This is a genomic window from Streptomyces sp. DvalAA-43 (assembly GCF_900091725.1).
In the GTDB taxonomy this organism is placed as follows: domain Bacteria; phylum Actinomycetota; class Actinomycetes; order Streptomycetales; family Streptomycetaceae; genus Streptomyces; species Streptomyces pulveraceus.
This window is the reverse complement of sequence record NZ_FMBW01000004.1, coordinates 57,209-69,089: the sequence shown is the minus strand read 5'-3', so window position 1 is coordinate 69,089 and position 11,881 is coordinate 57,209. Positions and strand designations below refer to the sequence as shown.

The window sequence follows — 11,881 nt, the reverse complement described above, 5'->3', positions numbered from 1 at the left end:
TATTCGAGCAGGGCCTTCGCGGAACTCTGCAGGTCAGCTGGGGTCCGGCAGAGCATGGGCGCGATCGGGTCCAGCGCCGACAACGCTTCCGCGGAAAGCTTCAACGCCGCCTTCAAGAGGGAGACGCTCAAAGGCCGCAAAGCCTGGTCGAGCGAGCGTGAGGCCAGGCCCGACGCCTTCCGCTGGCTGACCCGCTACAACACCCGGCGCCGGCATTCCCGCGTCGGTCAGCGGTCTCCGATTGCCTACGAGAACGCCGTCCAACCAGCAGCAACTACCCTGACCCAAGCCGCATAGACGTGTTCAACATCCGGGGTCAAGGCCCCAGACCTGTTCAGCAGTACGCAGATCACGTGAGCGACCCTGATTTTCAATACCCCGACAGTGTCAGGCTGTTGTCAGACCCTCCGACCAGCTATCCCCGGTTGCCTACTCGACCTTGCGGATGAAGACACTCCAGTCGTCAGCAGGGTTCTCCACTCGGTCGAGTTCCCAGCGCTCGTCCCGGACGGGGAAAGTGTCACCCGGCTCCAGGGTGTAGCGGCGCTCCTCGCCATCCTCCACCACGAGGCGGACGGTGAGGGGGTGCCCGGGACGTGCATCCACGTTGATCACGCCGAAGAACGCGATCGCAGTCTGTCTCGGGGATCCACGGCTGATAACAACCTCAGCAGGCATTGGTTCACTCCAGAGTGCTGTAGTACGGTCGTATGTTGTCCCGGAACTGTTTGAGAGTCAAAGGCTCGGGATGGGCGCTGTTCCAGGGATTGTGCAGGTGAATCCTGGCCCGGTCGTCAACTGCGGTCACTTCATACGCATGCTCCGGCTCCAGGTCGTGGGACAGAACACCACCGGCTTCGCCCAGCGACTTCGTCCCCACCACGATCGGCTTTCCCTCTGCGAGCCGCTGCCGGATATCGCCCATGAGTTGCGCGTCGGGGCTGCGTCCGTTGCGATCGTACTGCGTCGGGAAATCTTCTACCACAGAGGGCTCGCCGGTGAGTTGGGTGAGGAGTTCAGCACGGTCGGAGGGTCTGCTGCCCTTGTCGAGGCGAACGTACCCCTCGGGTACCTCCGGGTCCTTACGTACCTCGGACAGCTCGGCCCACCGGTCTCGGTGATCCTGGTTCCACGTCTGATCGGCTCCTGCGATGGCCTTCTCCAGAATAGGTCCCCATGCCGCCCCGGTCCTCACGGAGTCGGCATAAGCAGGCTCGTCAGGGCTGGCGTCGAATACCGGGAGATCAGACGTCACGGTCAGATTGATTTCATGTCCCGTGGCCTCGTACCTGCCGAGCGAGGTATTGAATTTTGTCTCGTGCAGCTTGACGGCGTAATTACCATCCTCGGTTTCCTGCACACACGCGTGTATCGCATCGGGGCGACGCGTGGCCACAGCACCAAGTGTGGCGATGACGCCGCAGTCCCGGAGAGCGCCCTGCTTCGCCTGCTCACGCGAGGGAACCCCGTGGAAGAGCGGTGTCCGGGTGCCGTCGGCGCGATCGAGCGGAGTGCCGTAGCGGTCGGGAATTTCATTCCTTTCTCGGAGCGGATTCTGGAAATCCGGGCGGTGGACCGTGTCGGCCAGCCGTTCGGATCGGTCCGCCTCTTGACGGCCCGCACCCACGAGGTCTCTCAGCCGGTCCATGAATGCGCCCTCGGCAGGACCGTCGTCGTGTTGTGCGGAAGCGTCGTCGGTGTCGGGGGGCCCGTCGTCCGGCTCGGATGGCTCGGGCTCTGTGGCAGTGTCCGTCGTCAGGCCGCGGTTCTTGGATAAGTCCTCGGTCAGGGCATCTGCGTCGGCCTCGAACGATGTGAGGGCGACGGGCTCGTTCGCGGCGTCCGATGCTTGCTCGACGATGTCCACGGCGGCTTCGCCCGGCTCGTCTTGAGGGCTCCAGCCGTTCCCGGTCCCGGGTGCCCCAGCCTCGGGGGCGGCTTCGTCCTCCGCTGTGCGGTCCGGGTTCGGTGTATGTGTGTCCGCATCCTCTTGCCGGCCAAACCGCTCGGACGACTGCGCCTCTTGGACGGTCATGCCCTCCGGCTTCACTGCCTGCTGGTCCTGTGCTGCCGGCTCCTCGGGCTCAACTTCGGGCTCGGCTTCCGGCTCTGTCTCGGGTTCGGGATCGGGCCCAGATCCGGGCTCGATCTCCGGCTCGACCTCGGGCTCCGGTTCAGGCTGAGTCGGCGGGGCGTCGATCGCCTTTCTCTCGGCCTCCTCAGGGATATTCGGATCCGCCGGAGGGTCCCCGTCTTCAGGGAGTTCCGTCTGTGCCTCGTACTTGGCAGCGTCTCCGTCCCGCAGTTCTCCGAGGCTGTCGGACCTGCCGGAGTCCTGCAGGGGCTGCGTGTCCGTTTTGTGCTCGGGCTCCGGGGCATCGCCGTCTGCTGTCTCCTCCACCCCCTCCCAGCCGACGTCCGGCTTCGCGAGGTTCTCGTTGGGCACCCCCGGTATGTCTCCCTTTGCGGGACCCGGGGCATCCACAGGCTCGGGCGGCGGTGGAAGAGGAGTATCAGACGTGGTGCCGAGTTCGTTCACGAGCACGTCTTCCCTCCTGGGCGCACTCCTGTGCCACCCAGATCGCTTTCTCTGCCACCACCGCAGGCAGCCGCGGCCGACCCCGCGCACGCCAGAGCGAGGGCTTGCCCGACGCGCTCCTTCGTCGTGCCGCCCATCACCGCCGCGTCGCGCAGGCCATTACGGTCCATGTCGCCGATCCGGCCAGCAGCTCGGCAGCGTACGGAACTTACAGCTGGTGGGCGGCTCCTGAGGTTCCGGGCAGGACAAGGCTGCGGAACGCCCAGCGGCTGTGTGGGCCGTGCAGCTGTGGGATCCGGCCGGGGATCGGCCTTCCGGGCTTCGCTGGATGGCCTCCAGGTGGTCCCGGAAACGGTAGTTGACGTGTGTGTAGCTGGCCGGAGACGCGGGTGGCGGCGCCGATGCCGTGCCCGGAGGCAGTACCGACTGCCGGTGTCGAGGCCGACGCTCTCGACCTGTTCGGGCGCCCGACAGCCGACCTTGGCACGTGGCTGCTGCAACTGGGCTTCCGAGATCAGTTCCGGGCCGCCGCCGGTGCGCTTGAACGGGCTACCGTCGTGCGAGCACCACACCGCGCCGCCGCCGTCGGCGGTGCGGGCTTTGATGAGTTCCCGCGTGCTCACTGCTGACCTCTCTCTCTTGGAGCGGGACGCGCTCGAAAACCGGGAACAACCGTGGTGTTGCAGCACACACGGACAGGAATGCGCGCCCATGGTACTTGCGGTCATCCGCCATGCCGAGTCCATTGAGAACGCAGGCTGGGCAACTGCAGGTCGCCGTGTTATCCGCCGGCACGGGCGTGATATTTGACGACGGAATCCAGGGCGCGGGCCCCCGCCTGGTACAGCCAGGCCGGCAAGGTCTTCCATGGTTGCGAGGACGAAATCTGCCGGCGCTACTACAAGGCATGGAAGACCAGCTCGGCGTCCTCGGCCTGGTCCTCAACCGCATCACCCGTGGAACACGTCTACATCTACAAAGCCCTGGACCATCTACGCGTCGGCGGCTGGGTGTGGTCTGGTCCTGTTGGTGAACAGCTGGTCGAGGTGCTGGTCGACGGCGGTGAGGGCTTCTTGGGGCTCGATCACGTCGAGTTCGATGAGCGGGGTCAGGCCGGTGAGTGCCAGGAGCAGGTTGGTCTCTGTCGCCGGGTCGCGGTCGGGGCTGATGTGGTCATCGGTGATTGCCTGGCGGACGATCTGCTCGATGAGGTCGCGGCCGTGAGCCAACCCGTCGCGCGTGCGTGTATGGATGTTCGCGTTGTGCAGTGCCTCCAGGACGTAGGCGGCGCTCATCCGGCTCGTCGCGCGTGCGTCGGGATGCAGAGGGAGCATCTCCGTAAGCATCACGCGGAGCATGTCGCGGGGGTGTGGTGGGCTGCCGATTTCTCTGATTCTTTCGGCGACGCGCAGTGAAGTCTGTTCGGACGCGAAGTCCATGGCGAAGACCAGCATCTCTTCTCGGGTGGCGAAGTAGTGCTGCACCGCGCCGTGGGAGATGCCCGCTTCCTGGGCTACCTCGCGGACGCTCGCGTGCGCGATGCCGCGTTGCTCCACTACGCGCCACAGTGCTCGGGCGATCGTCTCGCGGCGTTCACGGTGATCCACCTGCTTGGGCATCGTTGACCTCTTTTCAATACGATTGACATATTACATCTGACCGGTAAAAGTTGGGAGTCCGTTCGTGGGGAAGGGTGTGACATGTCCGAACAACCAAGAGCACGGACAGCAGAGGGTCTCGTCGAAGGGTGCTGGCGAGGCGAGCATGCGGTATTCCGTGGCATCCCCTATGCCCAACCGCCGATCGGGCCGCTGCGCTTTCAGGCTCCTGCCCCAGTCAAAGGATGGGACGGGACGAGGCAGGCGACCGAGTTCGGCCCCGTGGCTCCGCAGGCGGGACCAACGGCCGAGAGCTCAGTCGGGAACGACTGGCTCACGCTCAATGTCAGTACCCCGGCCCTGGGGATGGCCCGGTTGCCCGTGCTGGTGTGGATCCACGGTGGTGCCTACATCGCGGGGACCGCCAGCGATCCGATGTACGACCCCGCGGCCCTGACCAGCGCGGGCCTGGTCGTGGTGAGCATCAACTACCGGGTGGCAGCCGAGGGTTTCGTTCTTCTTGAGGGCGCCCCGGCCAATCGCGGGTTTCTCGACCAACTCGCGGCCTTGGAATGGGTACAGCGCAACATCGCCGCTTTCGGCGGAGACCCTGACCAGGTCACGGTGGCGGGACAGTCCGCCGGGGCGGGGTCGATCGCGGCCCTGCTGACGATGAAGCGGGCGCAGGGGTTGTTCCGCAGGGCCATCGTGCACTCGGTTCCGGGAACGCTGTGCACCCGGGCGCTGGCGGAAGAGGTCGCCGCCGAGCTCGCAGGCCGGGTCGGCGCGACACCTGACGCCGAAGCCCTCTCCGGCATCGACCCCTTGCGCCTGGCCGACGAGCTCACCGCCCTCGGCGCTGACCTTCCCGGCCACCGCGAGAGGTGGGGCCGACTTTCGCAGATCGGTGTCGCCGTGTGCCCGGTCCTCGACGGCGTGGTGCTCACCGAAACGCCCTGGAAGGCGCTGGCCGGCGGCCGTACAGGCGGAATCGAGCTCCTCGTCGGCCACACCCGTGATGAATTCAGGCTGTTCAGCGTCATGATGGGGCGGCTGGGCACCTTCACTGAGGACGAGGCTTGTACGGCCCTGGATCTGTTCGCCCCGGCACCGGGCGGCGCCGACGCCTACCGTGCCGCCTACCCGCAGGCCACCCCTGAAGAACTGCTTGAACTGGTGTACTCCGATGCCCTCTTCCGGATGCCCTCACTGTGGCTGGCCCAGGCGAACCAGGCGGCTGGAGGCACGTCGTATCTCTTCGAGCTGCAACTGGCGGCTTCGGCGTCCGGCGGGGTTCTGGGCGCCTGCCACAGCCTCGACGTCCCCCTGGCGTTCGGCACGTTGGACGGCCCCGTCGGTCGGCACCTCTTCGGCGACCAGCCGACGCCGGAGGTCTCGGCGGTCTCCTGGGAACTGCAGCAGGGATGGGTCCGTTTCGCCACGGCCGGCGACCCCGGGTGGCCCGCCCACCGGCCCGAGCGGCAGCTGACTCGAGTCCTGGATATCGAGTCGAAGACCTTGCCGTACCCGGAAGAGGCCTCTCGCCAGATCTGGGAGGGATGCGACCCGGCCCCCTTTGATCTCACGTAGATGGGATCCAGTGGGTGGGGTGGGCGAGCGGGCGGAGCACCTCGGGATCGGCGGCTGGGCTGCAGGCTGGTCAGGGTTTGGTCGGGGGTGCCGGAGGGCGCCCGCCTCATTTCTGGGTGACTGTCAACTAACCTATTTCTGAATGGGATTGAAGAGGGTGAGTGCTAGCTTGCGTTTCATCTCGGGGCCCGGGAGTCCGGGTCGTCAAGGTCGCGCCAGTGGATGGGACAAGTCGTGCTGATCGCGTCTGTCAGGTACCCGGCACAGTGTTCGGGCTGCGGCTCGGAGACGGAGTGCGTCGGCGTTCAGGTGCTGGTCGGGCAAAGCCTTGAATGGGACATCGGCTACCACTGCTCCGGCTGCGGTGACGCTTTGTACGAGTGCGGGCCGGGAGGAAGCTCCGTACCGGACGACCTGCGCCGGCGTCTTCTGGCCGAGCACGGCGAGGCACGGCTCATACTCAGTGATCCTCTCGCCAGTCCGATCCTCGTGATGAAGGTTCTTCGCGCCGAACTCGGCGGAGATCTGGCCCAGACGAAGAGGACGCTCCAGCAGATCCGGGCTGGCCTGTTCGCAGGGACGATGCCCGAGATGACTCTTCTCGCCCATCGGCTGCGTGCCGCTGGTGTCGAGGCTGAGGCCGAGTGTCCGCAACGGCCTGACGAAGCCCAGCTGGTCAGCCTGTGACTGAACTGGAGGTCCGAACAGTCCGTCGTACTCGATCACTCGGACTGGGAACTGACGTACACGCAGGCGGCCTTCGGCCGAGCGTGTGATCCGAGCAAGGTACACACAACGCTCAGCACGAAGGCAGTGGGGATGAGTCTGTCGCATCACGTTGCCCGGCAGGATCCGTTTGCGGCACCGTCACGCTTCCGGGGGCTTCCACTCCTGTCTGACCAGGCGTGCGGATGCACTGTTCGAACTCGCGGACGCGGTGTTGTGCGTGGACGGGCCGGTTTGGTCACTGGTGGAACTGTCACTGGTCGGCGAACACCGTCGCGGACACGGCGGCCTCTGCGACGCCTTGTCCGCAGGCCGGGGCGACGTCGCGCGGCTGCGACGGGCCCTGGCTACGGTGCCGCTGCCGCGGGCGGCGGACGGCCGGGTGGTCGCCGCCCGCCCACTGGGCTCCGCCGAGGCGCTGCCGGAGGCGCTGCCGGAGGCGGCGCTGACGGGGCGGGAGGAGGAGGTGCTGCGGCCGATGGCCACCGGCCTGTCCAACCCGGAGATCGCGGAGTCCCTCACGGTGAGCCTGGAGACGGTGAAGACCCAGGTCGGGACGTGCTGACCAAGCTCGGCGCGCGGAACCGGACCCACGCGGTGGTCATCGCGTACGAAACCGGCCTGGTCGTGCCCGAGGTCGCGGGCTGACGCGACATCAGGTGGCCGGACCCGGCCTGCCTGTGCCGCTGAACCAGCGTCCGGGGAAGTCCACGTTCTGGTCGCCTCCCCGCCCCGGGGCAGGCCCGGCCATGGGAGCTCGGGGAGATACCCGCCCTCGCGGGGGGAGAAGCCGGCCACGTAGGAGTTTCGGGAGGCCCTGCCGATGTCCCGGCCCTCCTCGACACCACCCTGTGCAAGCAGTGAGCGCACCGGTCGGCCCGGCTATGCGGTGTGTCCGTCGCCGCGCGGGTTGCCGGTTGCCGCGCGCGGGGTGACCAGCCCCGATTCGTAGGCCGCGATGACCGCCTGGGCGCGGTCACGGACGTCGAGCTTGCCGAAGATGCTGGTGATGTAGTTCTTGACCGTGGAGACGCTGATGTGCAGGTCGTGGGCGATCCCGGCGTTGTCGAGACCGGTGGCCATCAGACGCCACACCTCGACCTCCCGGGGGGTGAGTTCGCCCAGGTCGGTGGGGAGCGGCTGCGACGCGCCGTGAGGGGCCCGTACGTAGGTGGAGATCAGACGGGTGAGCAGACGCGGCGCGACGACGGCCTCGCCTGCGTGGACGGTGCGGATCGCCACGCCCAGGTCCTCCGGCGAGCTGTCCTTGGGCAGGAAGCCGCAGGCTCCGGCGCGCAGGGCACCCACGACGTACTCGTCCATGTCGAAGGTGCTGAGGGCCAGGACCCGGCAGCCGGGCACGGTGGCGGCGAGTTCCCCGGTCGCGCCGACACCGTCGAGGACGGGCATCCGGATGTCCATCACCACGACGTCGGGACGCAGCCGGCGGGCGAGGACGACAGCCTGCGCGCCGTCCTCGGCCTCTCCCACGACCTCGAAGGACGGGTCGGGGGAGAGGATCAGCGACAGGCCGCGCCGGACCAGCGGCTGGTCGTCCGCGATCAGCACTCTGATCCTCGGTGTGTTCGGCCGGGTCCCGGTCATCGGTGTGCTCCCTCGTGCTGGACGGCTGCTTCGGCCGCCTCGTCCGTGGTCAGCGGAAGGCCGGCCACCACTGCGAACCCACCGTCGGCCTGCGGGCCGACGGCGAGGGTGCCGCCGTGCAGGGCGACGCGCTCGCGCATGCCGATCAGGCCGTAACCGCCCGAGCCCACCGACGTCGCCCCCTCCTGCGGCGGTGTGCTCCCACCGTCGTCCCGCACTTCGACGGTGACCCGATCCTGGCGATACGTCAGCCGGACGGACGCGCGGGCGGGCCCCGCGTACTTGCGGGCGTTGGTGAGGGCTTCCTGGGTGATCCTGAACACCGTGAGGCCGACGGTCGGCGGCAGCGGGCGCTGCGGCCCGTGGACGCTGAACTCGGTCGGCAGTCCGGCAAGGCGGGATTCGGCCACCAGACGGTCGAGGTCGTCGACGCCCGGCTGGGGCTGCGACGGCGCGGACTCCGGTTCGTCACCGGCCCTCAGCACATCGAGGAGTTGGCGCATCTCGCGCAGGGCGAGCCGCCCGGAGGATTCCAGGGTGACCAGGGCGTCCCGGACCACCTCCGGCCGGGCGAGGTTGGCCCGTGCTCCGCCGGCCATCAGCTGCATGGTGGTGATGTGGTGGGCCACGATGTCGTGCAGCTCCCGTGCGATGCGGCGGCGTTCGTCGGCCACCGCACGGTCGGCGAGAAGTCTGCGGTTCGCAGCCACCTCCCGCTGCCAGCGGTTGACCGCCATGGCGGTGCCGACGACGATCAGGGCGGAGAGGGGCGTGACAGCGGCGTCCTGCCACGGAGGAATCCGGCCGTGGCTCTGGCTCAGCAACGTCAGCGACACCGTCGCGACGGCCGCGACCGCTGTCACCCGGCCGGTGCAGGCCCTGGCGACTGAGTACAGGGCGACCAGCAGGACGGCACCGAAGTGTCCGGGCAGCGGCGCGGTCAGGGTGGCTGTCATATCGAGTGCCAGTACGGCAGCGAGCGCCACCACCGGGTGGCTGCGCCGGACGAGCAACGGCAGGGCTGCCAGCGCGACGAGGAGGAACCCGGCCACGCTCACGGCGTACCGGCCGTCGGGGTCGTCGAAGAACACGTAGCTGAGCAGGTTCATCGCGCAGGCCCCGCCGGTCACGAGTGCGTCGTTGCGGGACCACGGCGGCCCGGCGCTGTCGATGTGCAGCGGCTCCCGGGCATCGCCGGGCCCGATGTGTCGGCGCCTGCGCATGTCTGTTCTCCCTGTGTCCGGCCCTACGGCCTCCGGTACAGAGTTGCACAGCGGCTGCAGCACTGGTGGCAGCACCGTCGGTGGCGGCTCGCGGCCCGAGACCAGGACGGGGACCAGGACCTGGGTCCTGGTCCCTGGCCGGGGCAGGACCCAGGGCCCCGGCCCGGATCATCCGCCGCCAGGACGCTTCCCGGCCCCCCGGGGTGATGGTCTGGATACCGGCCGGGAGCCCCCGGCAGACGTCCGCATGCAAGTCCGTCCGCCGGAGGACATCGTGATCCGCGCCCTGACCGGATACTCCACCAGACACCCGTGGAAAGTCATCGCCCTCTGGGCGGTGCTGGGTGTCGTGCTGAGCGCCCTGGCCCCGACACTGATCGGCCGCGTCACCCAGAACCAGACCGGGGATTTCCTGCCCAAGAGCTACGACTCGGCGGCCGCTCTGGAGATCGCCGAGGAACGGTTCGGGGTGAACCCCGACGCCACCACCGTGACGATGCTGGTCGCCCGGTCCGACGGCAAGGCTCTCGGCGCCGCCGACCAGAAGCGGGTCGAGGCCGAGGCGGTGAAACTGGCGCAGCGTCGGGTGATCATGCCCAGGGAGGACGACAGACCGAGATTCCTGGTCCCGGACCGCTCCCAGACACCTCGGATCGCCCCGGCGATGGTGGCACCCGACCGGAGTTTCGAACTGCTCTCCGTCGAGCTGATCGGGAACCGTACGGACAAGGGGGTCCAGGGCGTCTACCGGGCCTTCCGGGACGCCGCCCGGACGCAGTTCTCCGAGGTGGGGATGCGCACCGGCTTCACCGGAAGTCTCGCCGACACCGTCGACACCACCGATTCCCACGTGACCGCCGCGAAGGTCGGGGGCGCCCTCCTCATGGGGCTCATCCTGCTGATCAACGTGCTGGTGTTCCGCAGCGTGCTGGCGGCCCTGCTGCCGCTGGTCGCGGTCGCCATGATCATCGGTGTGGCGGGGGGAGCCGTCGCGGGTGCCGCGATACTCACCGGGCGCAAGCTCGACGCGGGCACCCCTGATCTGATCAGCGTGGTCCTGCTCGGCATCGGCATCGACTACCTGCTCTTCCTGCTGTTCCGCTTCCGCGAGCAACTGCGCGCCCGGCCGGAGCAGTCCGCCCGCGAGGCGGCCGGGCAGGTCTCGGGACGGGTGGGCACCGCGATCACCTCGGCGGCGCTGACCATCGTGGCCGGGTTCGCCACACTGGGTGTGGCGACCTTCGGCCAGTTCCGCTCGCTGGGCCCCGCCATCGCCGTCGCGGTCCTGGTGATGCTGCTCGGCAGCCTCACCCTGCTGCCGGCGCTGCTCGCGGCCGCCGGGCGCAAGATGTTCTGGCCCTCCAAGTCCCTTGGCCACGAGCCCGGCGAGGGCCGTGCCGCCCGCTTCGGGGCGCAGGTCGCACGACGACCGATGACGATGACGTTCGCCTCCGTCGCCCTGCTCGCCGCGCTGGCCGCCGGGCTGACCGGGATCCGCATGGACTACGGCCAGGGCAACGCCGCCGCCAAGACCCCTGCGGCGGCCACCGCGACCGAGATATCCCGTGCGCTGCCGGCCGGAGTGTCGGACCCGACGAGTGTCTTCGTCACCGCCACTGACGGCGGCACCCTCACCGCAGGCCGGCTCGACGGCCTCTCCCGTGCTCTCACCCAGGTCAAGGGCGTGGGCCAGGTCGCACGGACCGTCCTGAACAAGGACCACCGCGCCGCCCGGATCGACCTCTACCCGACCGCGGACCCGCAGAGCCGGCAGGCCCGCGACCTGGCCTCCGGACCCGTGCGGGCAGCGGTCGCCCAGCACGCACCCGCCGGAACGACGGCACACGTGGGCGGAACGGCGGCGATCTACGCCGACATCTCCACCGCCGTCGACCACGACCTGAAGATCGTGTTCCCGGTCGCGGCCGCACTGATCGCGCTGATCCTCCTGCTGCTCCTGCGCAGCCTGCTCGCACCGGTGATCCTGATGCTCTCCGTCGGGCTCGGCTTCGCCGCCACCCTCGGCGCCGCCACCCTGCTCTTCCAGCACGTCCTCGGCAAGCCGGGCGTCAACTTCACCCTCCCGCTCGTGCTGTTTCTGTTCGTCGTGGCACTGGGCACCGACTACAACATCCTGATCAGCGACCGGATCCGGGAGGAAATGCAGCGACCGGGCCCGGCCCGCGCCGCCGTGGCCCGCGCGGTCCAGCACACGACACCGGCCATCGCGACCGCAGGCCTGGTCCTTGCCGGCTCCTTCGCCACCCTCGCCACGACCCCGGGCAACGAGCAGATCGCCTTCGCGATGACGCTCGGAATCCTGCTCTCCGCGCTCGTCCTCTCGCTGGTACTGGTCCCCGCCCTTACCGCACTCCTCGGACGGAGCATCTGGTGGCCGGTCCGCCCACGGCCCTCCAAGGGCGGCCACCCGCAGCACCGTGCGAACGCACCTGCCCCGGAACCCGACCGGGTTCTGATGACGGACTGACCGAACGGCTCTGGTGACCCGTGAGCACTTCATCTGTCCGGCGTGGCCTCGCATGGTGGAGCGTGCGCACCCGTGACAGCCACCAGATGTCTCAAGAGCCGTCAGAGACACC

The 11,881-nt window shown here is 68.5% G+C and carries 10 protein-coding genes and 1 pseudogene; 6 read left to right on the top strand and 5 right to left on the bottom strand.

Translation table 11 applies throughout. The features are described from left to right. The coding region (locus GA0115234_RS01195; RefSeq protein WP_141718358.1) for an integrase core domain-containing protein at nucleotides 1-297 on the top strand (297 nt) is incomplete at its 5' end. A 132-nt stretch (nucleotides 298-429) separates the two neighbouring features. Here GA0115234_RS01195 and GA0115234_RS42110 read toward each other — a convergent pair. From GA0115234_RS42110 to GA0115234_RS01180, 3 genes are all read right to left on the bottom strand, one after another. Continuing rightward, entirely contained in the window at nucleotides 430-678 is a 249-nt protein-coding gene (locus GA0115234_RS42110) for a DUF6406 domain-containing protein (protein WP_093538939.1), read from the bottom strand. Between the two features lie 4 nt (nucleotides 679-682). After that, a complete protein-coding gene (locus GA0115234_RS01185) occupies nucleotides 683-2,545 on the bottom strand; it encodes a hypothetical protein (protein WP_161275529.1) in 1,863 nt (620 codons plus the stop codon). Between the two features lie 986 nt (nucleotides 2,546-3,531). Next, complete coding sequence (locus tag GA0115234_RS01180) at nucleotides 3,532-4,158, bottom strand: TetR/AcrR family transcriptional regulator (protein WP_093538937.1); 627 nt, start codon at nucleotides 4,156-4,158, stop codon at nucleotides 3,532-3,534. Nucleotides 4,159-4,239: 81 nt separating this feature from the next. Between GA0115234_RS01180 and GA0115234_RS01175 the strand changes: the two genes are divergently transcribed. From GA0115234_RS01175 to GA0115234_RS44170, 4 genes and pseudogenes are all read left to right on the top strand, one after another. Continuing rightward, nucleotides 4,240-5,727, top strand: a complete 1,488-nt coding sequence (locus GA0115234_RS01175; protein WP_093538936.1) for a carboxylesterase/lipase family protein — start codon at nucleotides 4,240-4,242, stop codon at nucleotides 5,725-5,727. Between the two features lie 222 nt (nucleotides 5,728-5,949). After that, entirely contained in the window at nucleotides 5,950-6,414 is a 465-nt protein-coding gene (locus GA0115234_RS01170) for a hypothetical protein (protein WP_237540981.1), read from the top strand. A 132-nt stretch (nucleotides 6,415-6,546) separates the two neighbouring features. Next, nucleotides 6,547-6,847: pseudogene (locus GA0115234_RS01165) on the top strand (transposase); the annotation flags it as partial. 84 nt (nucleotides 6,848-6,931) lie between these two features. Continuing rightward, a complete protein-coding gene (locus GA0115234_RS44170) occupies nucleotides 6,932-7,018 on the top strand; it encodes a LuxR C-terminal-related transcriptional regulator (protein WP_370803726.1) in 87 nt (28 codons plus the stop codon). Nucleotides 7,019-7,335: 317 nt separating this feature from the next. Here GA0115234_RS44170 and GA0115234_RS01160 read toward each other — a convergent pair whose 3' ends face one another. Both GA0115234_RS01160 and GA0115234_RS01155 read right to left on the bottom strand, forming a co-directional pair. Next, nucleotides 7,336-8,058, bottom strand: a complete 723-nt coding sequence (locus tag GA0115234_RS01160) for a response regulator (RefSeq protein WP_093538935.1) — start codon at nucleotides 8,056-8,058, stop codon at nucleotides 7,336-7,338. Next, a complete protein-coding gene (locus tag GA0115234_RS01155) occupies nucleotides 8,055-9,281 on the bottom strand; it encodes a sensor histidine kinase (RefSeq protein WP_093538934.1) in 1,227 nt (408 codons plus the stop codon). The genes GA0115234_RS01160 and GA0115234_RS01155 overlap by 4 nt, the downstream gene beginning before the upstream one ends. A 274-nt stretch (nucleotides 9,282-9,555) precedes the next feature. Here GA0115234_RS01155 and GA0115234_RS01150 point away from each other — a divergent pair, with 274 nt between their 5' ends. Continuing rightward, nucleotides 9,556-11,769 (top strand): MMPL family transporter, encoded by a 2,214-nt coding sequence (locus GA0115234_RS01150; RefSeq protein WP_093538948.1) that lies wholly within the window; start codon nucleotides 9,556-9,558, stop codon nucleotides 11,767-11,769. Nucleotides 11,770-11,881 lie beyond the last annotated feature (112 nt).

Excerpts from the sequence above, each read along its gene's own strand:
- GA0115234_RS01160 (WP_093538935.1), bottom strand. The coding sequence starts at position 8,058 with ATGACCGGGACCCGGCCGAACACACCGAGGATCAGAGTGCTGATCGCG.
- GA0115234_RS42110 (WP_093538939.1), bottom strand. The coding sequence starts at position 678 with ATGCCTGCTGAGGTTGTTATCAGCCGTGGATCCCCGAGACAGACTGCG.
- GA0115234_RS01180 (WP_093538937.1), bottom strand. The coding sequence starts at position 4,158 with ATGCCCAAGCAGGTGGATCACCGTGAACGCCGCGAGACGATCGCCCGA.
- GA0115234_RS01175 (WP_093538936.1), top strand. The coding sequence starts at position 4,240 with ATGTCCGAACAACCAAGAGCACGGACAGCAGAGGGTCTCGTCGAAGGG.
- GA0115234_RS44170 (WP_370803726.1), top strand. The coding sequence starts at position 6,932 with ATGGCCACCGGCCTGTCCAACCCGGAGATCGCGGAGTCCCTCACGGTG.
- GA0115234_RS01170 (WP_237540981.1), top strand. The coding sequence starts at position 5,950 with ATGGGACAAGTCGTGCTGATCGCGTCTGTCAGGTACCCGGCACAGTGT.
- GA0115234_RS01155 (WP_093538934.1), bottom strand. The coding sequence starts at position 9,281 with ATGCGCAGGCGCCGACACATCGGGCCCGGCGATGCCCGGGAGCCGCTG.